This window comes from Streptomyces sp. MS191 (assembly GCF_008042125.1).
Lineage (GTDB): Bacteria > Actinomycetota > Actinomycetes > Streptomycetales > Streptomycetaceae > Streptomyces.
On record NZ_RDBI01000040.1, the window covers coordinates 2761350 to 2782143 of the forward strand.

Genomic DNA, 20794 nt, shown 5'->3' on the forward strand with positions numbered 1-20794 from the left:
GGATCGAGCCCGCCGGCTCCTCCAGCGAGKTCGGCCGCTCCGGAGGCAGCGGCGGGGCGGGCCGTGGTGACGCCGGCCGACTGCAGGGCCAGCGGCGTCGGGCCCGAGCGGAACTCGACCATCCAGTCCGCGGTCTCCGCCCGTACCAGCTCCGTCACGTCCTCCGAGAAGCGCCGCAGCACCCCGAGGCACCGCTCCGCGGCCTCGCTCGCCGTGCCCTCCGTGGGGCCGAGCACCTCGCGCACGCTCTCCGCCGCCCAGTCGAACTGGAGGGCCTGGAGCCGGCGCTGCACCGCCTGCGCGGTCGCCACGTTCCTTATCCACCCGGACGTCAGCCCGAAGTACCGGTCGCACGCCAGGCAGGCGGCGCCCAGCAGCAGGGAGAGGTACCCCCATCCGACCGCCCCGTCGGCGACCCCGGTCAGGTCGAGCAGCGGCAGCGCCGCCCCGACGATGACGCCCAGCGCCGTACCGACCCGCAGGGCACGGGCGCAGCGGCGCTTCCAGACGCGGTCGGACAGGTACCACTCGGCCGTCCGCAGGGCGTGGGTCTCGGCCCAGCGATACAGCTCGTCCAGCCGCTCCGCGGGCTCGCCCCAGTCGCCGAGCGGGAAGGGCGTCCCGGTGAGATCGCGGTGGACCGGCCCCTCGGGCTGCCCCGGCGGCGGCTGCATCTCCGGCTGCTGGCTCACCGGGGCACTCCTCTGTTCAGCTCAGCGCTCATGTCCTGCTGTGACGTGCGGTGCACGTGGTGCCTGCCCTTCCTACCGCCGAATGGTGGGCGGTGGGCCCGGAATCCCGGGATTTCCGCCCTCAAGGGGGTGTTGATCAGGTAGAGAGGCCCGCAGTTTCTCACTCGAAAGAGTTGTGCGGCAGCCGGGTCACGGACCACGTAGGCTCGGCTTACCGAACAGTCGTCAGTGAATGCCAGGAGTGAGTGATCGTGATTCCCGGTGGTGGCCAGCCCAACATGCAGCAGCTCCTCCAGCAGGCCCAGAAGATGCAGCAGGACCTCGCCCGCGCGCAGGAGGAGCTCGCCGCGACCGAGGTCGAGGGCCAGGCGGGCGGCGGCCTGGTGACGGCGACGGTCACCGGCTCCGGCGAGCTGCGCGGTCTGGTGATCGACCCCGAGGCCGTGGACCCGGAGGACACCGAGACGCTCGCCGACCTCGTCGTGGCCGCGGTCAAGGCCGCCAACGACAACGCGCAGCAGCTCCAGCAGGCCAAGCTGGGCCCGCTGACGCAGGGCCTCGGCGGCATGCCGGGCCTCGGTTTCTGAGCCCTCGCTTCCGGGCGCCGGGCTTCTAAGCCGGGGCTTCAGCTACTACCGTAAGAATCAAGCAGACCCGAGAAGGGCGTTCCGTTGTACGAAGGCGTGGTTCAGGACCTCATCGACGAACTGGGCAGGCTGCCCGGCGTCGGTCCCAAGAGCGCCCAGCGGATCGCCTTCCACATCCTCCAGGCCGAGCCGACCGACGTGCGCCGGCTGGCGCACGCGCTCCTGGAGGTCAAGGAGAAGGTCAGGTTCTGCGCGGTCTGCGGCAACGTGGCGCAGCAGGAGCAGTGCAACATCTGCCGTGACCCGCGCCGCGACCTGTCGGTCATCTGTGTGGTCGAGGAGCCGAAGGACGTCGTGGCGATCGAGCGGACGCGTGAGTTCCGCGGGCGCTACCACGTGCTCGGCGGTGCGATCAGCCCGATCGAGGGCGTCGGCCCGGACGATCTGCGCATCCGCGAGCTGCTGGCGCGGCTCGCGGACGGCGCCGTCACCGAGCTGATCCTGGCGACCGACCCGAACCTGGAGGGCGAGGCCACCGCGACGTACCTGGCGCGGATGATCAAGCCCATGGGACTGAAGGTCACCCGGCTCGCCAGCGGACTGCCGGTCGGCGGTGATCTGGAGTACGCCGACGAGGTGACGCTGGGCCGTGCCTTCGAGGGGCGGCGCCTGCTAGATGTATGACGACAGGGCCGACACGGCTCGTGCGCTCACTCGTGAGCCCAAGGGAGGCACCCTCGATGTCCGACGCCACGCTGCACGCTCTCACGCAGAATCCTGACGACTTCGCGGTCCAGATCGCCGACTCGATCGAGTCGTTCATCGTGGCCACCACGGAAGTGGCCAAGGGCGACGAGCCGGACAGCGCGGTGCCCTTCCTCCTCCTGGAGATCTCCCAGCTGCTGCTCGCGGGCGGCCGGCTGGGCGCGCACGAGGACATCGTCCCGGACGAGCGCTACGAGCCGGACACGGGTCCCGACCTGGACGTCGACGACCTGCGGGAGCGGTTCGCGACCCTCCTCGAACCGGTGGACGTCTTCTCGGAGGTCTTCGACCCGTACGAGCCCCGCAAGGCTCCGGTCCCCTGCCGGATCTCCGACAACCTCGCCGACATCGTCATGGACCTGCGCCACGGACTGGCCCACTACCGCGCGGGCCGCACCTCCGAGGCGCTGTGGTGGTGGCAGTTCTCGTACTTCTCCAACTGGGGCCCGACGGCCTCCGGCACCCTGCGCGCCCTGCAGTCGCTCGTCTCCCACGTCCGCCTCGACCAGCCGCTGGCCGCGCTGGACGGCCTGGACACGGACGAGGACCTGACCGAGGACGATCTGGCGGAGGAGGCCGGACGGGTCATGGCGGCGGAGATCGCCGGTCCGCTGGGCCTGGGGTCGCTCAAGAAGTAGGTCGCCCGGACACCCCCTGGCCGCTCACGAAGGAGCCGTGGCGGCGGTCGGACGCGCGTGGCCCGGGACCGGGATGATCACTCTCTGAGCAGCTCGTCTCAGGATGCGATATACGGTCGGCGAATCCGGGCCTCTCGTTAAACTGAGCCGACCGCAGCGATTACTGCGGCAGACACCGAGCGAGGAGCGTACGTGGGCCTTGTCGTGCAGAAGTACGGAGGCTCCTCCGTTGCCGATGCCGAAGGCATCAAGCGCGTCGCCAAGCGGATCGTGGACGCCAAGAAGAACGGCCACCAGGTGGTCGTCGTGGTTTCCGCGATGGGCGACACGACGGACGAGTTGATCGATCTCGCCGAGCAGGTATCCCCGATCCCTGCCGGACGCGAATTCGACATGCTGCTGACCGCCGGAGAGCGGATCTCCATGGCCCTGCTGGCGATGGCGATCAAGAACCTGGGCCACGAGGCCCAGTCGTTCACGGGCAGTCAGGCCGGTGTCATCACGGACTCGGTCCACAACAAAGCGCGCATCATCGATGTCACGCCGGGCCGGATCCGTACCGCCCTCGACGAGGGCAACATCGCCATCGTCGCCGGCTTCCAGGGCGTGTCCCAGGACAAGAAGGACATCACCACCCTGGGCCGCGGCGGCTCGGACACGACCGCCGTCGCGCTGGCCGCGGCGCTGGACGCCGAGGTCTGCGAGATCTACACCGACGTCGACGGCGTCTTCACCGCCGACCCGCGCGTGGTGAAGAAGGCGAAGAAGATCGACTGGATCTCCTTCGAGGACATGCTGGAGCTCGCCGCCTCCGGCTCCAAGGTGCTCCTGCACCGGTGCGTCGAGTACGCACGCCGCTACAACATCCCGATCCACGTCCGCTCGTCCTTCTCGGGACTGCAGGGGACCTGGGTCAGCAACGAACCGCATGCCGAGCAAGGAGCCCGCAAGGTGGAGCAGGCCATCATCTCGGGTGTCGCCCACGACACCTCCGAGGCGAAGATCACCGTCGTCGGAGTGCCGGACAAGCCGGGTGAGGCCGCGGCCATCTTCCGTGCCGTCGCGGACGCCGAGATCAACATCGACATGATCGTGCAGAACGTGTCCGCCGCCTCCACCGGCCTGACGGACATCTCCTTCACCCTTCCCAAGGCCGAGGGCCGCAAGGCCATCGACGCCCTGGAGAAGGCGAAGGCCGCGATCGGCTTCGAATCGCTGCGCTACGACGACCAGATCGGCAAGATCTCCCTGGTCGGCGCCGGCATGAAGACCAACCCGGGCGTCACCGCGTCCTTCTTCCAGGCGCTGTCCGACGCGGGCGTGAACATCGAGCTCATCTCCACCTCGGAGATCCGCATCTCGGTCGTCACCCGCGCCGACGACGTCAACGAGGCCGTGACGGCCGTCCACACCGCCTTCGGGCTCGACAGCGACTCCGACGAGGCCGTCGTCTATGGCGGCACCGGCCGGTGACGTCCCCGAGCCGCAAGCCGACGCTCGCGGTCGTGGGAGCGACCGGGGCCGTCGGTGCGGTGATGCTCCAGATGGTGTCGCAGCACGCCGACGTCTGGGGCGACGTACGACTCCTCGCCTCCCCGCGCTCGGCCGGCCGCAAGCTGGCCGTGCGCGGGGAGGAGAGCGAGGTCCTCGCGCTCGGTGAGGACGCGCTGGAGGGCGTGGACCTCGCCCTCTTCCTGGTGCCCGAGGACGTCGCGGCCCGATGGGCGCCCATCGCCGTGTCCAAGGGCGCGGTGGTCGTGGACACCTCGGCGGCGTTCCGGTCGGACCCGGACGTGCCGCTGGTCGTGCCCGAGATCAACCCCCACGCGGTCCGGATGCGGCCCCGCGGGATCGTCGCGAGCCCCGGCTGCTCCACCCTGGCGCTGATCGTCGCCGTGGGGGCCCTGCACGCCGAGTTCGGGATCAGCGAGCTGATCGTGACCGCCCAGCAGGCCGCGAGCGGCGGCGGGCAGGCGGGTGTCGCCGCCCTGCGCGAGCAGCTCTCGGCGGTGGCCGGGACCGATCTCGGCAACCGCCCCGGCGACGTGCGGCGGACCGTCGGCGACGACACGGGCCCCTTCCCCGGCCCCCTCGCCCTCAACGTGCTGCCCTGGTCGGGGGCCCTGATGGCGGACGGCTGGTCCTCCGAGGAACTGCGCGTCCGCGAGGAGACCCGCAAGATCCTCGACCTGCCCGCCCTGCCGATCGCCGCCACCTGCGTACGCGTGCCCGTCGTCACCGGGCACTCCGTCTCCGTGCACGCGCGGTTCGAGCGCCCCGTCACGGTCGCCCGCGCGCACGAGATCCTGGCGACCTCGCCCGGCGTGGTGCTCTACGACGACCCCGCCTCGGGTGACTTCCCCACGCCCGCCGACATCGTGGGCACCGACCCCACCTGGGTCGGGCGGGTGCGGCGCTCCCTGGACGACGAGCGCTCCTTGGAGTTCTTCGTCTGCGGGGACAACCTCCGCAAGGGCGCGGCACTGAACGCCGTCCAGATCGCGGAGGCGATCATCGGCCCCGATCGTCACGAGCGTCCGGAAATCGGCGTCGGCTGACCGTTCAGCTTTGTAGGATCTGTGAACGCCTTGTGAGCAATTCGGCGGCAGACGCCCCTTGAACTGGGACGATGCCATGTTCGACGATGCTCTTCCGTCTTGCTGCAACCGGTGGTCGGGTGGGATGCGTCTCTGCGTGCGCCTCTGTGGGTGCCACAAATCGTGCTGTGAAAACGGGGTATTGGGGAAGAACGGGTGCGCATGAGGGCAATTTGCACACCGTCAAAAACGGTGGCGTACGCGTACAACCCTGACGGGGGGAAGCGTGTCCAACAGGCGTGGCAGAGGTACTCGACATCGCAGCGGTCGTCCCGCTCCGCGGGGCGCAGATCGTCCCCGTCCGGGGCGCGGTCGTGGTCCCCGTCCGCGGCGCCGTGGTGCGCCCGCTCCGGCGGCCGCGTCCGGCCGGCGGCATGCCGGTGATCGCACCCATGCCCGCCAGAGCCCGCACGACCGCGGTGAACGGCATCCCCGCGCCGCGCGAGAGCGCTGAAGACGGCATGGCGGCCGGAACCACCGTCGACCATCTGACCGAGACCTACCGCGCCCACTACCGCTCGCTGCTCGGCCTCGCGGCGCTGCTCCTCGACGACACGGCCTCCTGCGAGGACGTGGTCCAGGAGGCGTTCATCCGCGTCCACTCCGCGCGCAACCGGGTGCGCGACCCGGAGAAGACGCTGGCCTACCTGCGCCAGACCGTCGTCAACCTCTCGCGCTCCGCGCTGCGCCGCCGCATCCTCGGACTCAAGCTGCTGTCCAAGCCGATGCCGGACATGGCGAGCGCGGAGGAGGGCGCGTACGACCAACTGGAGCGCGACGCGCTCATCAAGGCGATGCGGGGGCTCCAGCGGCGCCAGCGCGAGGTCCTGGTGCTGCGCTACTTCGCGGACATGACGGAGGCACAGGTCGCCGAGGCCCTGGGCATTTCGCTCGGCTCGGTGAAGGCGTACGGCTCGCGGGGCATCGCGGCGCTGCGCGTCGCGATGGAGGCGACGGCATGAGTTCCGGCGATTTCACCGGTGACCCGCTGGGCGGGGACTCCGGCGGTACGAATGGGCTGCCCGAGGGCGGTCGCGACGACATGGGACACGGTGTGGACGACGGGCCCGGCAAGGCGCAGGCCGACGGCGGCCTCGGGCGCGAGAACCTCTACGGAGGCGGCCTCGACGGTGCCTTCGGATCCGACGAGGCGGCGCTGCGGCGGCTCCTTCAGGGTGCGGTGGCCGACATCGCGCCCGCGGACGGGGCTCTGGACCATCTGCGCCGGGCGGTGCCCGCGCGGCGCGCGCGCAAGCGGCAGGCCGTCGTCGGCATCGCCGCGGCGGTGGTGCTGATCGGCACGGCCGTCCCGGCGTTCGTGCACGTCGCCAACTCGGGCGGGACCGTCGACGACCGGTCCGTCAACGCCGGCCACGGCGAGCAGGCGCAGGGCGGCACGGGCACGGAGACCGGCGTCGAGGGCGGCGAGCAGGGCACGGACGCCCCGGGCGGCTCCGGCACCCCCAGCCAGGGTGAGGCGCAGGGCGCGGGTACCTCCCCGGAGCCCGGCACCGGCGAGACGGAGGGCGCCGGCACCGGCTCGAAGCCGGCGGCCGACGCCCTGCCGGACTCGGCGCCGGTGTGCGCGGCCGGTCAGCTGGGCGTCAGCTCGGTGCAGGCGGGCACCCCGGACTCGGCGGGGAAGGTGTACGGCACGTTCCGCATCGCCAACGTCTCCGACCGCGACTGCGTGGTCGGCGGCGCCGGCCGGGTCTCCTTCGAGGCCCGGGGCGCGGCGGATCCCGCGAAGATCACGGTGGTGGCCCACGCGGCCGGGGACGCGGCGAGCGGACTGCCCGATCCCTCGCAGGAGTCGCCCACGCTGGTCCTCCAGCCGCGCAACGCCTACGAGGTGAAGTTCGCCTGGGTGCCGACGGAGACCTGCCCGACGACGGGGACCACGCCGACGCCGACCACGCCCGTGGACAGCGGCGGCACCTCGGCCGGTGCCACGGGGTCGACCGGTGCGGGCCAGTCGGCCAACAACACCGAGCCCCAGCTCGTCGCGGAGGACGGCACGCCCGCGGACGGCAGCGTCGCCGTCAGCCACACGGCGGAGGGGGGCGGCCCGGCCGCGGCGGCGACGATCCCCAACGCGTGCGCGGGAACGATCTACCGGACGGGCGTCCTGGACGCCTCCTGACACCGGGGCCGCCGCCCGGCCAGGGCGGGCGGCTCCGGGAGGCAAACGCCCCCGTCTCCGCCCCGGCCCGGCGCGCCGGCGCCCCGGTGGGCCTGGTCCTGTGGCCGGGACAGGACCGAGGGCGCGTGCCAGGCGTCGCGGGGCAGGCGGGACTTTCGCAACACGCCCTAGAGGCCCAGCTCCGCGTCCTTCGAGGCCTCCACCTCGCGGCGCAGGAAGCGGAACCACATGAAGACCACGAAGCCCGCGAAGACGAACCACTCGGCGGTGTAGCCGAGGTTCTGGAAGGCCTTGAGGTCCAGGGACGTGCCCGCGGCGGCGGCCGCCGGGACCGGTGTCAGACCCGCCGGCGCGTCGAAGACGGTGACCCAGGCGTCGTAGACCTCGTCCGGGACCAGGTTGACCAGCGCTCCCGCGCTGATCATGCCGAGCTGGCCGTCGGGCAGTCCGCCCGCCGCGTTGACGCCCCTGGTGCCGGCGTTCTCCGAGGCCTGCAGGGCGCCCTCCACGGTGACCGTGCCGGACGGCGGGGCCGGGGCCTTCGCGCCGGCCGGCAGCCAGCCGCGGACCACCGGGAGCGACTTGCCGCCGTCCGTCTTCAGCATCGTCAGCACGTAGCTGCCGGTCCGGCCGTCCAGATCACGGTCCGGCACGAGGAACTGCTCCGCGTACCGCCCGCTCGCCCGCGCGTGCCGGCCCGAGGTCTCCTGGTCGACCGGCAGGAGCGACTCCAGCGGCTCCGGCTTCAGGGTGCCCGGATCCGGGGCCCGTTCCGCCTTCTGGTGGGAGTCGACGCGTTCCTCGAACTTCCCCAGCTGCCAGCTCCCCATGAACACGCAGAAGGGGATCGCCAGCAGCACGAAGACGTGGAGCCCCCACCAGCGGGGCGTTCTCAGGAACCGGTACACCCCTCCACGGTACGCAGCCGCCTCACCCCCCGACCGGCCGGGTCCCCAGGTGGCGCGCCGCGAAGTCCAGCTCCAGCCGGACCTGCTTGATCCGCTCCTCCACCACCAGGGAGCCGTGCCCCGCGTCGTACCGGTACACCTCGTGGACCGCGCCCCGGGCCGCGAGCCGCTCGACGTAGTTGTCGATCTGCCGGATCGGGCAGCGCGGGTCGTTGACGCCCGCCGAGATGTAGACCGGGGCCGTCACCTTGTCCGCGTACGTCAGCGGCGACGAGACCTCGAACCGCTCCGGCACCTCCTCCGGGGACCCGCCGAACAGCGTCCGGTCCAGCGCCTTGAGAGCCTCCATCTCGTCCTCGTAGGCCGTCACGTAGTCCGCGACGGGGACGGCGGCCAGGCCCACCGCCCAGGCGTCCGGCTGGGTGCCGAGCCCCAGCAGTGTCAGATAGCCGCCCCAGGACCCGCCCGAGAGGACCAGCTTCGCCGGGTCCGCGAGCCCCGAGGCCACCGCCCACTCACGGACGGCCGCCACGTCCTCCAGCTCGATCAGACCGACCCGGTGCTTGAGCGCGTCCGTCCACTCGCGGCCGTACCCGGTGGAGCCCCGGTAGTTCACCCGGACCACCGCGTAGCCGTGGTCCAGCCAGGCCGCCGGACCGGAGGCGAACGCGTCGCTGTCGTGCCAGGCCGGACCGCCGTGCACCTCGAAGACGGTCGGGAAGGGCCCCTCGCCCTCCGTGGGCCGCTGCACCAGCGCGTGGATCCGGCCGCCGGGCCCCTCCACCCAGACGTCCTCCACGGCCACCGAACCCGGAGCCGTCGCGCCCGGCGGGTCGAGCACGACCCCGCCCGCCGTCGAGCGCACCACCGGCGGCTCGGCGGCCGAGGACCACAGGTACTCCACGGAGCCGTCCGGACGGGCCGTCGCCTCCGACACCGAGCCGGCCGGCGTCTCCACACGGACCAGGGCCCCCGTCGCGATGTCGTACCGCCACAGCTCGCTGCGCGCCTCGAAGCTGTGCACGACCAGCAGTCCGGAGCCGTCCGGATACCACTCGGCCGACACGTCCCCCGGGAGGTCGAGCCGCAGGTCGGTCTCCTCGCCGGTCGCCACGTCCCACAGCAGCGGCTCCCAGCGCCCCCGCCGCTGGTGGCCGACGAGCAGCCGGGTGTCCCCGTCCACCGGGGCGAAGCCCAGCACCGCCAGACCCAGCTCCTCGGTGCCGCCCCGGGTGTCGTCGAGCTCGGCCACCACGGAGGCGTCCTCGGCCCGCAGCACCCGCAGCGCCGAGTGCATGGCGTCGCCGTGCTCGGTGTGCTCCACGGCGATCAGCGACGCGTCGTGCGACAGGTCGCCGACCCCGGCGGACTCCCGGTGGCGGTAGATCTCCACCGGCTCGGCGCCCTTCCGCACGAGATGGACCGTCGACCCCTCCTCGTCGGTCGAACGCCCCACGACCAGCGTGCCGTCCCGGCCGATCGCGAGCCCCGCCGGATAGGAGGCCGCCAGTCCGGGCACGGCGGGCTCGTCGGCACCGCCCTCGAAGGGCTGGCGCATCCACACCCCGAACTCGTCCCCGTCCTTGTCCGAGAACCACCAGATCCAGCGGCCGTCCGGCGACAGCGTGCCGTCCGTCGTGCCGTTCGGCCGGTCCGTGACCTGCCGCTGCGCGCCGTCGGCCCGGTCCCAGGCGTACAGCTCGTACGTGCCCGTCGCGTTGGACACGAACAGCGAGCGGTCGGGCGCCTCCTCGGCCCACTCGGGCAGGGACACGCGCGGCGCCCGGAACCGCTGCTCCCAGCGGGGGATGTCGGTGATCTCGTTCTTCTCGGTCATGGCCCCATGATGCTCCGATCCGCCGACAATCCGTTCGCATCGTCCGCAACCTGTGGATAACCTCCGGCCCATGTACTCTCCGACCCCCGCCGACTGGCGCGAGGCGAACCGCGCCCGCTGGGACGAACGCGTGCCCATCCACGCCGCCAGCGCGTTCTACGACCTCGACGCCTTCCGTGCCGGCAAGGAGGCGCTGCGCGACTTCGAGCTCGCGGAGGTCGGCGACGTCACCGGCCGCTCCCTGCTCCACCTCCAGTGCCACATCGGCCTGGACACCCTCTCCTGGGCCCGTCACGGCGCCGCGCAGGTCGTCGGCCTCGACTTCTCCGAGCCCGCCGTGGAGACCGCCCGCGCCCTCGCCGCCGACCTGGGGTACACCCCGGACCGGGCCGCGTTCGTCGCCGCCGACGCCTACGACGCCGCCGAGGCCGTCCCGGACTCGTCGTACGACATCGTCTACACCGGTACCGGAGCCCTGAACTGGCTGCCCGATCTCGACCGCTGGGCCGAGACCGCCGCCTCCCTCGTCGCCCCCGGCGGGTTCCTCTACGTCGCGGAGTTCCATCCGCTGACCGACTCCCTCGACGACGAGACGGGCAGCCGGATCGTCAACGACTACTTCGTGCGCGAGCCCTGGGTCGACACCAGCCCGGGGACGTACGCGGACCTCGGGGCCGCCACCGTCCACAACCGCAGCGTCGAGTGGGTGCACCCCGTCGGCGAGGTCGTCACGGCGATCGCCCGGGCCGGACTGCGGATCGAGTTCCTGCACGAGCACGACGTCTCGCTGTTCTCCCGGTACGAGACGCTCCGGCGGCACGAGGACGGCTACTACCGCTTCCCGGCCGACCGCCCCCGCATCCCGCTGATGTACTCCCTCAAGGCGTCACGGCCCCGCTGAGCCCGCAGGGCCCCGCGGTTCCGCCGGGTCCACGGGCTCGTGGCCCCGCGGAGCGTCACGGCGTACGGCTCACGGCTTCGCGGTCCCGCCGAGCCGGATGACCGCGCGGCCGCCCGCCAGGTCCACCGTCGAGCGGTGCGGCGGCGCGCCGTCCTCCTCGTCGTCACGCAGGACGAGGGCGCTCTGCCGCTCCTTGAGCTCGTTCTGCTTGCCCTGCGAGAAGGTGGCGTGCAGCTGCTCGAAGCCGGTCGAGGAGACCTGGCCGGAGCGCCGGCCGCGGCCGGTCGCGCGCAGGACCTGGTCGGCGAAGGCGATCCCCGTCAGCAGGATGACCAGCCCCGGCAGCGTCACGAACACGGCGAACTCCATGCCGCCATCGTCCCCCACTCCGCCCCGCGCGGGAAGGGCCGGCCGCCCCGCCGGTGCTACCGGTGCGGGGCGCGGGGCGCCGCCGGGCCCGCCCGATTCCGCCGCTCCGGCCCAACTCGCCGCGATCGGAAAGGGATCCGCGCCCGACGGCCGGCCGGAGGGCGTCCCCGGATCCGCGGGACGGTGCCGAAAGGGCCGCCCTACGATGACGCCATGCTCGCTTTCGCCGTGGCCGCCGTCTTCCTGCTGCTCTTCGGGGTCGGCGTGCTGCGCGACCGCCGGCGCTTCTCCAACGCCGTCCACCTCGGCCTCGCCGTCACCTTCCTCGGCCTCGGCCTGCTCGCCGGACTCGACGGCGCGCCGCCGGGCGTCGCCACGACGGTGATGGTCCTCCTCCTGCTCGTGCTCGGTCTCGGGCCGGTCGTCCTGGCCGGGCTGCTGTGCGCGAACGGCGTCAAGATGGTCCGCAAGGAGGGCCGCCGCCCCGCCAACCTGCTGTCGCTGCTGGCCGGTCTGCTGATCTTCGGCCTGCTCGCCCTGATGGCGACCGCCCTGGTCACCCGCTCGAAGACCCTCGGCATCGCCGCCGGGACGGGCGTCGCCGTCCTCGCGTACGTCTCCTTCCTCTTCCTCTGCTTCATCGGCTACGCCTACCTGTACGGCCGGATGGGAGTGCGGCGCGACGCGGCGTTCGTCGTCGTCCTCGGCTCCGGACTGGTCGGCGGCCGGCGTGTGCCGCCGCTCCTCGCGAGCAGGCTGGAGCGCGGACGGCGGATGTACGAGATCCTCGCCGCGCGGGGCGGCCCGGCGCCCCTGCTGATCACCTCCGGCGGCCGGGGCCCCGACGAGGAGGTCCCGGAGTCGCACGCGATGGCGGACTACCTCGTCGAGCGCGGCTTCCCGGCGGACCGCATCGTGCGGGAGGACCGCTCGCGGACCACCGAGGAGAACCTGCTCTTCAGCAAGGAGCTGATGGAGGAGCGCTCCCCGGSCGCCGGGTGCGTGATCGTCACCAACAACTTCCACGCGTTCCGGGCGGCCCTGATGGCCCGTCGGGCCGGGGTGGACGGCCAGGTCGTCGGCTCCCCGACCGCCGCCTACTTCTGGCCGAGCGCGACCATGCGCGAGTTCGCGGCGGTCTTCCTGCACTACCGGAAGGTCAACCTCGGGATCTGCCTGATCCTGGTCCTGCTGGGGGTGGCGGCGGCGCTGGCCGGCTGAGGGCGGCCCCGGGCGCCCGGTTCCGGACGACGGTGACGGCGACGGCCGCGGCCAGGGCGGCGGTGCCCAGCCCGAGGGCGAGGGCGGAGGGCCCGGAGTCGTTCACGAGCTCGGAGTGGGGGCCGGGATGGCCGCTGTTCCCCGGGCGCGCCTCGGGGTGGTCCCCGGCGGGCGCGGGGCGGGGGTTCTCGCCCACGGCCGCCGTGCCGCCGGCGAGGGCGAGCACAGCGGCGGCGGGCAGGACGGCGGCCCGGGCTATCTGCTGTGTGCGCATGTCTCCAGGGGACGGGACCGGCGCCGGCAGGGCCACCCGGGGGACCCCGTTCGGGTCATCGCGGCGCGAACGGGCGAGCGTCAGGGCGTGACGATCGGGAAGAGGGGGTCGGCCTTCGTCACGTACGAGAAGAGCCGGGTGAGCAGTGCGGGGTCGCCCTCCGTGCCGATCCCCAGGGACTCCGTCCCCTCGCCGGCCAGGAGCCCGAGGAGCTGCCTCTTGGAGAGGGTGAGGGTGAGTCCGGCGGGGGTGCGGGGCGCGGCGACCTCGCGATGGGTCAGGGCCCCGTTGTGCAGGGTGAGGCGCCGTCGGGTGCCGTCGTCGGTGAGGACGAGGTCGACGGTCAGGTCGTCGCCCCAGGCGCGCGGCCCGTCGATCCGGACGGCGACCGAGTCGATGAGCATGGGCACGCTGAGCGCTCCCACCATCTCCGGGTTGGTCGAGTCGACCATCTCCCCGCTGACGCCGTGCCGGAGCTCCTGGGCGGCGGTCAGATAGAAGTTGCGCCACGGGCCGTTCTCCGCGCCGTGCCCGAGCCGGTCGTAGACCCCGGCCAGGGCCTCCTTCGCGGCGGTGTTCTCCGGCTGGGCGAAGACCAGGTGGTCGAGGAGGGTCGCGGCGAAGCGCAGGTCCCCCTCCTCGCCGTACGCGCGGGCCTTGGCGAGGATCTCGTCGGGGCCGCCGGCCACGTCCACGTAGCGCCGGGCGAGTTCGACGGGCGGGTGCTCCCACAGGTGGGCCGCGTTGCCGTCGAACCAGCCGAGGTAACGCTGGTAGACCGCCTTGCTGTTGTGGTGGAGCGAGCCGTAGTAGCCGCGCGCGTGCCAGGACTTCGCCAGGGCGGGCGGGAGCTCGATCCGTTCGGCGATCTCCGGCCCGGTCAGTCCGTCGTTGAGCAGCCGCAGCGTCTGGTCGTGCAGGTAGGCGTAGAGGTCGCGTTGCCCGGTGAGGAACTCCACGACGTTGTCGTGCCCCCAGGTCGGCCAGTGGTGGGAGGCGAAGGCGACGTCGTAGCGGCCGTGGAAGTAGTCCACGGCCTCGTCGAGGTACCGCGCCCAGATCCGGGCGTCGCGGACCACGGCCCCGCGCAGGGTCAGGATGTTGTGCATGTTGTGGGTGGCGTTCTCGGCCAGGCACAGGGCGCGGTGGTCGGGGAAGAGGAAGTTCATCTCGGCCGGCGCCTCGGTGCCGGGCGTGAGCTGGAAGACGATCCGCACGCCGTCGACCGTCTCCTCCTGCCCGGTCGCGGTGATGTCCACGGTCGGCGGGATCAGGCTGATGGTGCCGGTGGAGGTGGTGGACCCGAGCCCGGCGCCGATCTGGGCGTCCGGTGCCTTCGGCAGGTTCGCGCCGTACATGTAGGCGGCCCGGCGGGTCATGGCGTTGCCCGCGTAGACGTTCTCGCTGACCGCGTGCTCCAGGAAGCCGGCCGGGGCGAGGACGGGGACGCCTTCCTCGGCGCCCGCGGGCAGCACGCCGCGCGCGCCGCCGAAGTGGTCGCCGTGCGAGTGGGTGTAGATCAGTCCGGTGACGGGTCGGTCGCCGCGGTGCGCGCGGTACAGCGCGAGGGCGGCGGCCGCGGTCTCGGTGGAGATCAGCGGGTCGATGACGACGATGCCGCGGTCGCCCTCGACGAGGGTCATGTTCGACAGGTCGAGGCCCCGGACCTGGTAGATGCCCTCGGTCACCTCGTACAGGCCCTGGCGGGAGCACAGCTGGGCCTGGCGCCACAGGCTCGGGTGGGCGGTCTCGGGGCAGTCGGCGGCCAGGAAGGCGTAGGCGTCGTTGTCGTAGACCACGCGGCCGTCGGCGGCCTTGACCACGGCCGGCACGAGCGCGCCGACGAAGCCCCGGTCGGCGTTCTCGAAGTCGGTGGTGTCCTCGAAGGAGGGCAGGGTGTCGCTCATGGCGTGTGCTCCGCTCGCGTGGCCGTGACCGGGTGTACCGGCCCATCTGACCATCGGGGAGGATTCCGCGCATATCGGCCGTCCGGCCCAGTCGCGGCTCCGTACCCGCCGGCCCGCCTACGGCGGGGCTGCCTAGGGCGCCGTCGCGGTCGGGCCGGGGCCCGGCGTGCCGGCCGAGCTGTCCTCCGGGGCGAGCCACGACATGCCGATGAGCAGGAAGACCACGAACGCGATCCCGCCGGCCACCGCGGCCGTCTTGCGCGGACGGCGCCGGGAGAGCTCGGCGAGCCCGTGGTCGGGGCGCCGGGGCTGCCGTCGCGACGAGGTCTGGGTCCGGCCCGCGCCCCGGGGCCCGGACGTGGGCGCGGTGCGGGACTGGGGGAGGGGCCGGCCGGCGGTGCGCGCCGACGTCGTCCGGTGGGACGCGGGCCGGGGCGCGGGCGCCGGGTGGGACACGGGCAGTGGCTGCGGGTGCTCGCGCCAGGCGCCCGATCCGAACCACTCGGCTATCGCCTGGGCGGCGGGCCGCTGTTCCGGCTGCTTCGCCAGCAGCGTGAGCAGGTACGCCTCGAACGCGGCCGGCAGGCCGACGCCGAGCTGCCGGGGCGGCGCCGGCGGGGTGTCGATGTGCTGGTACAGCAGGGCGGTCGCGGTGTCCCCTTGGAACGGGGGTCTCCCGGTGAGGAGTTGGTACAGCACGCAGCCGAGCGAGTACACGTCGGAGGCGGACGACGCGGGTTGGCCGAGTGCCCGCTCGGGAGCGAGGTAGAGGCCGGTGCCGACGATCTGGCCGGTGGTGGTGAGCGCGGCCGACGGGTCGTCGACGAAGCGGGCGATGCCGAAGTCGGCCAGTTTCACGGTGCCGTCGGTGTCGAGCAGCAGGTTGCCCGGCTTGATGTCGCGGTGCACGACGCCCTGGCGGTGCGCGGCGGCGAGTCCGGCGGCGGCGTGCGCGGCGACGACGGCGACCCGCTCGGGGGGCAGCACGGGGGCCGTCCCCGCGTCTCCCGCGAGGCTGGATCCCTCGACCAACTCCATGACGAGGTACAGCTTTCCGTCCCAGGTGCCGAAGTCGAAGACGCCGACCACGTGCGGATGGCTGAGCCGCGCCGCCGTCTGCGCCTCCAGCCGGAACCGGTCGGCGGCCGACGGATCGGTCTCGTGACCGAGCATCAACTTCACGGCCACGGAACGTCCGAGGACCTCGTCGGTGGCTTGCCACACCTCGCCCATGCCGCCTCGCCCGATACACATGTGGAGCCGATATCGGTCCGCGACCAGCACCTGAGACCCAGCCTTTCGACGGTCAGCCAACCTGACAGGAAGCACCAGAGTAGAGCGCGATGATCACTCGCGGACGGCCGCCCGGTCGGATACCCCACCGGGGCTGCCGGACCCCTGGGGCGTCCCCGCCCACGACCGCCGGCGGGAGTCAGCCCGCGAGCAGCTTCTTGACGGCGGCGGCGACGCGCCCCGCGAGCAGCTTCTTGGCCACCTTCGGGTTCACGATCTTCATGACGGCGCCCATCGCACGCGGTCCCTCGGCACCGGCGCCGGTGGCCTCCGCGACGGCCCGCGTGCCCGCGCTCCCGGCGGCGGCCTTCGGCGTCGCACGCCCCCGACGTGCGGGGGGCGTACGGCTCAGGCGCGCGCGGTCAGCGTCAGCAGGGTCGCCTCGGGCGGGCAGGCGAAACGGACCGGGGTGAAGCGGTTGGTGCCGCAGCCCGCCGAGACGTGCAGGTACGAGGTCCGGTCCGCCACCGTGTGGGTGGACAGTCCCTTCACCCGGTCGGTGTCGAGGTCGCAGTTGGTCACCAGCGCCCCGTAGAAGGGGATGCACAGCTGTCCGCCGTGCGTGTGGCCCGCCAGGATCAGCTCGTAGCCGTCCGCCGTGAAGGCGTCGAGCGAGCGCAGGTACGGCGCGTGGACCACGCCCACGGTGAAGTCGGCCGAGGTGTCGGGGCCGCCCGCCACCCGCTCGTAGCGGTCCCGCTTGATGTGCGGGTCGTCCAGGCCGGTGAAGGCGAGCTCCAGGCCGGGGAGCTTGAGCCGGCCGCGGGTGTTCGTCAGGTTCAGCCAGCCCGCGTCGTCGAAGGCGTCCCGCAGGTCCTCCCACGGGTTGTGCACCGCGCCCTGCACCGGCTTGTTGCCGTTCAGGCCGTGCCGGCCCTGGGCCTTCTCCAGCAGGTAGAGGGCGGGGTTGCGCAGCCGGGGGCCGTAGTAGTCGTTGGACCCGAAGACGTAGACGCCCGGGAACTCCATCAGCGGCCCGAGCGCGTCCAGTACCTCCGGGACGGCCTCGGTGTCGGAGAGGTTGTCACCGGTGTTGACCACGAAGTCGGGGCGCAGCCCCGCGAGCGACTGGAGCCAGGCCCGCTTCTTGCGCTGGCCGCACACCATGTGGATGTCGGAGACCTGAAGGACGCGCAGATCGCGCATCCCGCGCGGCAGTACGGGGATCGTGACCCGGCGCAGGCGGAACGAACGGGCTTCGAAGCCCGCGGCGTAGACCAGGCCCGCGGCGGCCGTCGCCGTGAGACCTGCCGTGATCTTCAGGGGGATTCCGTACCGTGCGCGCATCCCCCCATCGTCGCAGACCGCGCGGGGCACTTCGGGACGGGATCGCAGCACGGCGTTAATGCGCGGGCGGTCAACGTGCCTCACCTGACACACTTGTCCCCATGACCACGCTCAAGGCCAAGCTGCAGGACGACCTCAACGCCGCCATCAAGGAGCGCGACGAGCTCCGCTCCTCGACGCTGCGGCTCACCCTCTCCGCGATCACCAAGGAGGAGGTCGCGGGCAAGACCAAGCGCGAGCTCTCCGACGACGAGGTGCAGAAGGTGATCGCCAAGGAGGCGAAGAAGCGCCGCGAGGCCGCGGACGCGTTCGCCCAGGGCGGCCGCGCCGAGTCCGCCGAGCGCGAGAAGGCGGAGGGCGTCATCCTCGACGCGTACCTGCCCCAGCAGCTCGGCGACGACGAGCTGGAGCAGATCGTGGCCGCGGCCGTCGCGGAGGCCACCGGCGCCGGTGCCGAGGGACCGCGTGCGATGGGCGCCGTCATGAAGATCGTGAACCCGAAGGTGGCCGGCCGGGCCGAGGGCGGGCGCGTCGCCGCCGCCGTCAAGAAGCTGCTCGCGGGCTGACTCCCGCCGGCGCGGGGGCACGACCCCTCGCCCGGGCCGGACCGGTTCCGCCGGAAACGCCGAAGGGCGCCCCCTGGACTTCAGGGGGCGCCCTTCGGCGTCACGCGGGTCCGGCGGGCGGCCTACCGGTTGCCGCCACCGCCGCCGCCCTGGCCGCGGTTGTTGCCGCCGCCGATCAGGTCCGGCGGGATGGTGATCCCGGGGAAGGGGGTGTCGTCGCCCGGCTTGTTGCCGTCGCCGGGCTTGTTCTTGCCCTTGTCCTTGTCCTTCTCCTTGTCCTCCGGCTTCTCGCCGCGCGGCACGGAGACGGGCACGAACCCCGGCGTCTCGGAGGCGTTGAGCGCCCCGGTCATCGCGATCTTCCAGATCGGACCCGGGAGGCAGCCACCGCAGACCTTGTCGTAGTAGACGCCGCCGATGGTGATGTTGAACATCGAGGTCTTCTCGCCGACGTCGTCACCGACCCAGACGGCGGTGGACAGGTTCGGGGTGTAGCCGACGAACCAGGCGTCCTTGCGGTCGTTGGTCGTTCCGGTCTTGCCGGCGTTGTCGCGGTCGCTCAGGCCGGCCTTCTGGCCGGTGCCGTCCTCGACCACGCCCTTCAGCATCTGGTTGACGGTGTCCGCGGTCCGCTCGTTCATCGCCCGCGAGCACTGCGTCTGCGGCACCTTCAGCTTCTCGCCGTTGGCCGTGGTGATCGACTCGATGGCGACCGGGGTGCAGTACGTGCCGCGGTTGGCGAAGGTGGCGTACACCGAGGCCATGTCGAGCGGGGTGCTCTCCTGACCGCCGAGGGTGATGGACGGGAGCTCCTTGAGGTTCTTGCCCAGGCTGCCCTCGTAGCCCATCTTCTTCGCCATCTGCACCGTCTCGCACAGACCCGTCATCTGCTCCAGGTGCGCGAAGTAGGTGTTGATGGACTTGCCGAGCGCGCTCGTCATGTCCCAGCTGCCGGCCTCGGACTCCACCTCGTTCTGGAGGTCCCAGTTGCCGCCGCCGGCGGGGCCGCCCGCGCAGGTGGTGAACGAGTTCATCGGCACCGAGATCTTCCACGGCGTGGCGAAGGACTGGGCCGGGCTCAGTCCCTTCTCCAGGGCCGCGGCGGCCGTGATGGGCTTGAAGGTCGAGCCGACCTGGAAGCCGTACGTCGTGCCGCCCATCTTGCTGCCGACGGCCAGGTTCAGCGTGGTCTGGTGCTGCTTCTGGTCCAGGCCGTACGGACGGGACTGACCCATCGACAGGATCTTGCCGGTGCCGGGCTTGACCTGGACCACCGAGGCGGCGACCTTGTCGTCCTCGTTGATCTTCGCCACGGCGGCCTCGTTGGCCGCCTCCTGCGCACGCGGGTCGAGCGTGGTCCGGATGGTCAGGCCACCGAGGTTCCACAGCTTCTGCCGCTCCTCGGCCGTCTTGCCGAAGACCGGGTCGCTGAGGATGGTCTTGCGCACGTAGTCGCAGAAGAAGCCGGCCCCGTCGACGGCGGTGATGCAGCCGTTCCTCGGGGTCTTCACCTTCAGCGCGACCGGCGCGGCCTTGGCCCGGTCGGCCTCGGCCTGGCTGATGTCCTTGACGTCGGCCATCCGCTGGAGGACCACGTTGCGGCGCTTGGTGGCTTCCTGGATGTCGTTGACCGGGTCGTAGCGGCTCGGCGACTGGACGAGCCCGGCCATCATGGCCGCCTCCTCCAGCTTCAGGTCTGCGGCCGGCTTGGAGAAGTAGCGCTGGGACGCCGCCTCGATGCCGTAGGCCTGCTGCCCGAAGAAGGTGATGTTGAGGTAGTTCTCGAGGATCTTCTTCTTCCCGAGCTCCTCCTCGACCTGGATCGCGAACTTCAGCTCGCGCACCTTGCGGCCGATCGTCTGCTGGGTGGCCTCGGCGACCTTCTCGGGGTCGTCACCGGCCTCCTCGACGAAGACGTTCTTCACGTACTGCTGGGTCAGCGTCGAGGCGCCCTGGGCCACACCGCCGGACTGGGCGTTGCGGTTGATCGCGCGCAGCACGCCCTTGAGGTCGACCGCGCCGTGCTCGTAGAAGCGCGAGTCCTCGATCGCGACGATCGCCTTCTGCATGTACGGGGAGATCTTCGCCAGCGGCACGACCTTCCGGTCGCGCGAGTAGACGGTGGCGAGGTGGCCGCCCGAGGAGTCGAGGATGGTGGTGCGCTGACTCAGCGGTGGCGTCTTCAGGTTGGAGGGGATCTCGTCGAACCCCTCGACCGTGCCCTTCGCCGCCAGCCCCAGGGCTCCGGCCGCGGGCAGGGCGATGCCCGCCAGCACGGCTCCGGAGAGCACACTGACACCGAGGAACTTGGCGGCCTGCTGGGTCCCGGTCAGACCACCGCCCGAGCGCTTTTTTGCCATGGGGGCAGCCTAATCCGTAGTGGTGAGCCTTCCGTAGGAGCAGGGGCCTCTCGGAGCGTTCGAGTACCAGACCGTGACATCCGGAGGCGCTGGGGTCGTACGGCCGACCCGCGGTCCGACCGGCCGGGACGGCAACGCGGGGCGCCGACGTTCCCATTCGCCGGACACGCGTATATGCCTTGGCCTAAGCTGCTCTCAACTGTCACAGCAGTGTGGTCCTGCATCAAGACCCGGGCGTGACTTCGGCGTGAATTCCCAGGAACCCGAATCGTGGGAAGTCATGCCCGAATACGCCCCATGCGTCACTCGACGCCCTGTGTGGCTCCGTCAGAGACGGGCGAACTGTCCAAGTTCGTCGGTTTGGTGACGTATGTCCTGCGATCACTCCCCTGGGTGATCTGCCGCCTACGCATAGTCCGTTCGGGCCATTCAAGATTGGGCCCGAAGGG

General features: G+C 72.0%; 18 protein-coding genes and 1 pseudogene. 10 read left to right on the top strand and 9 right to left on the bottom strand.

Annotated elements, in window-relative coordinates; genetic code table 11:
* Positions 1–674 (bottom strand): SLATT domain-containing protein (locus EAO71_RS19785; RefSeq protein WP_261992260.1); only part of this gene is annotated, 674 nt, incomplete at its 3' end.
* A gap of 269 nt (positions 675–943) precedes the next feature.
* Here EAO71_RS19785 and EAO71_RS19790 point away from each other — a divergent pair.
* The 7 genes from EAO71_RS19790 to EAO71_RS19820 all read left to right on the top strand — a co-directional run bounded on the left by EAO71_RS19790 (position 944) and on the right by EAO71_RS19820 (position 7422).
* Positions 944–1279: a YbaB/EbfC family nucleoid-associated protein gene (locus EAO71_RS19790; protein WP_147979400.1), complete on the top strand. Its 336-nt coding sequence runs from the start codon at positions 944–946 to the stop codon at positions 1277–1279.
* A gap of 84 nt (positions 1280–1363) precedes the next feature.
* Entirely contained in the window at positions 1364–1963 is a 600-nt protein-coding gene (recR, locus tag EAO71_RS19795; protein WP_147978922.1) for a recombination mediator RecR, read from the top strand.
* A 56-nt stretch (positions 1964–2019) separates the two neighbouring features.
* Positions 2020–2682 carry a DUF5063 domain-containing protein gene (locus EAO71_RS19800; RefSeq protein WP_147978923.1) on the top strand — a complete coding sequence of 221 codons (663 nt, stop codon included), beginning with the start codon at positions 2020–2022 and terminating at the stop codon, positions 2680–2682.
* 192 nt (positions 2683–2874) lie between these two features.
* Positions 2875–4155, top strand: a complete 1281-nt coding sequence (locus tag EAO71_RS19805; protein WP_147978924.1) for an aspartate kinase — start codon at positions 2875–2877, stop codon at positions 4153–4155.
* On the top strand, positions 4152–5240 hold the full coding sequence (locus EAO71_RS19810; protein ID WP_261992192.1) for an aspartate-semialdehyde dehydrogenase: 1089 nt from the start codon (positions 4152–4154) through the stop codon (positions 5238–5240). The genes EAO71_RS19805 and EAO71_RS19810 overlap by 4 nt, the downstream gene beginning before the upstream one ends.
* A 413-nt stretch (positions 5241–5653) precedes the next feature.
* Complete coding sequence (locus EAO71_RS19815; protein WP_147979402.1) at positions 5654–6241, top strand: SigE family RNA polymerase sigma factor; 588 nt, start codon at positions 5654–5656, stop codon at positions 6239–6241.
* A complete protein-coding gene (locus EAO71_RS19820; RefSeq protein WP_261992193.1) occupies positions 6238–7422 on the top strand; it encodes a hypothetical protein in 1185 nt (394 codons plus the stop codon). Before EAO71_RS19815 ends, EAO71_RS19820 begins: the two co-directional genes overlap by 4 nt.
* A 167-nt stretch (positions 7423–7589) precedes the next feature.
* Here EAO71_RS19820 and EAO71_RS19825 read toward each other — a convergent pair whose 3' ends face one another.
* Both EAO71_RS19825 and EAO71_RS19830 read right to left on the bottom strand, forming a co-directional pair.
* Positions 7590–8330: an SURF1 family protein gene (locus EAO71_RS19825; protein WP_147978925.1), complete on the bottom strand. Its 741-nt coding sequence runs from the start codon at positions 8328–8330 to the stop codon at positions 7590–7592.
* A 22-nt stretch (positions 8331–8352) separates the two neighbouring features.
* Entirely contained in the window at positions 8353–10167 is a 1815-nt protein-coding gene (locus tag EAO71_RS19830; RefSeq protein ID WP_147978926.1) for a S9 family peptidase, read from the bottom strand.
* A 70-nt stretch (positions 10168–10237) separates the two neighbouring features.
* Here EAO71_RS19830 and EAO71_RS19835 point away from each other — a divergent pair, with 70 nt between their 5' ends.
* Entirely contained in the window at positions 10238–11068 is an 831-nt protein-coding gene (locus EAO71_RS19835; protein ID WP_147978927.1) for a class I SAM-dependent methyltransferase, read from the top strand.
* 69 nt (positions 11069–11137) lie between these two features.
* On the opposite strand, the gene EAO71_RS19840 is transcribed toward EAO71_RS19835, so the two are convergent.
* Positions 11138–11437 (bottom strand): DUF6191 domain-containing protein, encoded by a 300-nt coding sequence (locus EAO71_RS19840; protein ID WP_147978928.1) that lies wholly within the window; start codon positions 11435–11437, stop codon positions 11138–11140.
* A gap of 213 nt (positions 11438–11650) precedes the next feature.
* On the opposite strand from EAO71_RS19840, the gene EAO71_RS19845 reads away from it, so the two are divergent.
* Positions 11651–12658 carry a YdcF family protein gene (locus EAO71_RS19845; RefSeq protein ID WP_147978929.1) on the top strand — a complete coding sequence of 336 codons (1008 nt, stop codon included), beginning with the start codon at positions 11651–11653 and terminating at the stop codon, positions 12656–12658.
* A 354-nt stretch (positions 12659–13012) separates the two neighbouring features.
* Here EAO71_RS19845 and EAO71_RS19850 read toward each other — a convergent pair whose 3' ends face one another.
* The 4 genes and pseudogenes from EAO71_RS19850 to EAO71_RS19865 form a co-directional block, all read right to left on the bottom strand.
* Positions 13013–14839, bottom strand: coding sequence for an alkyl/aryl-sulfatase (locus tag EAO71_RS19850; protein WP_147978930.1), 1827 nt, complete (start codon positions 14837–14839; stop codon positions 13013–13015).
* Positions 14840–14971: 132 nt separating this feature from the next.
* A complete protein-coding gene (locus EAO71_RS19855) occupies positions 14972–16093 on the bottom strand; it encodes a serine/threonine-protein kinase (protein WP_147978931.1) in 1122 nt (373 codons plus the stop codon).
* A gap of 178 nt (positions 16094–16271) precedes the next feature.
* Positions 16272–16415: pseudogene (locus EAO71_RS19860) on the bottom strand (GatB/YqeY domain-containing protein); the annotation flags it as partial.
* Positions 16416–16480: 65 nt separating this feature from the next.
* The gene (locus EAO71_RS19865) at positions 16481–17419 is read right to left on the bottom strand and encodes a metallophosphoesterase (protein ID WP_147978932.1); all 939 of its coding nucleotides are present in this window, start codon (positions 17417–17419) and stop codon (positions 16481–16483) included.
* A 101-nt stretch (positions 17420–17520) separates the two neighbouring features.
* On the opposite strand from EAO71_RS19865, the gene EAO71_RS19870 reads away from it, so the two are divergent.
* A complete protein-coding gene (locus tag EAO71_RS19870; RefSeq protein ID WP_147978933.1) occupies positions 17521–17985 on the top strand; it encodes a GatB/YqeY domain-containing protein in 465 nt (154 codons plus the stop codon).
* 122 nt (positions 17986–18107) lie between these two features.
* Here EAO71_RS19870 and EAO71_RS19875 read toward each other — a convergent pair whose 3' ends face one another.
* A complete protein-coding gene (locus tag EAO71_RS19875) occupies positions 18108–20345 on the bottom strand; it encodes a transglycosylase domain-containing protein (RefSeq protein ID WP_147978934.1) in 2238 nt (745 codons plus the stop codon).
* Positions 20346–20794 lie beyond the last annotated feature (449 nt).

Coding starts and splice junctions, on each gene's coding strand:
- EAO71_RS19870 (WP_147978933.1), top strand. CDS start 17,521: ATGACCACGCTCAAGGCCAAGCTGCAGGACGACCTCAACGCCGCCATC.
- EAO71_RS19830 (WP_147978926.1), bottom strand. CDS start 10,167: ATGACCGAGAAGAACGAGATCACCGACATCCCCCGCTGGGAGCAGCGG.
- EAO71_RS19820 (WP_261992193.1), top strand. CDS start 6,238: ATGAGTTCCGGCGATTTCACCGGTGACCCGCTGGGCGGGGACTCCGGC.
- EAO71_RS19815 (WP_147979402.1), top strand. CDS start 5,654: ATGCCGGTGATCGCACCCATGCCCGCCAGAGCCCGCACGACCGCGGTG.
- EAO71_RS19850 (WP_147978930.1), bottom strand. CDS start 14,839: ATGAGCGACACCCTGCCCTCCTTCGAGGACACCACCGACTTCGAGAAC.
- EAO71_RS19865 (WP_147978932.1), bottom strand. CDS start 17,419: ATGCGCGCACGGTACGGAATCCCCCTGAAGATCACGGCAGGTCTCACG.
- EAO71_RS19840 (WP_147978928.1), bottom strand. CDS start 11,437: ATGGAGTTCGCCGTGTTCGTGACGCTGCCGGGGCTGGTCATCCTGCTG.
- EAO71_RS19875 (WP_147978934.1), bottom strand. CDS start 20,345: ATGGCAAAAAAGCGCTCGGGCGGTGGTCTGACCGGGACCCAGCAGGCC.
- EAO71_RS19855 (WP_147978931.1), bottom strand. CDS start 16,093: ATGTGTATCGGGCGAGGCGGCATGGGCGAGGTGTGGCAAGCCACCGAC.
- EAO71_RS19835 (WP_147978927.1), top strand. CDS start 10,238: ATGTACTCTCCGACCCCCGCCGACTGGCGCGAGGCGAACCGCGCCCGC.
- EAO71_RS19800 (WP_147978923.1), top strand. CDS start 2,020: ATGTCCGACGCCACGCTGCACGCTCTCACGCAGAATCCTGACGACTTC.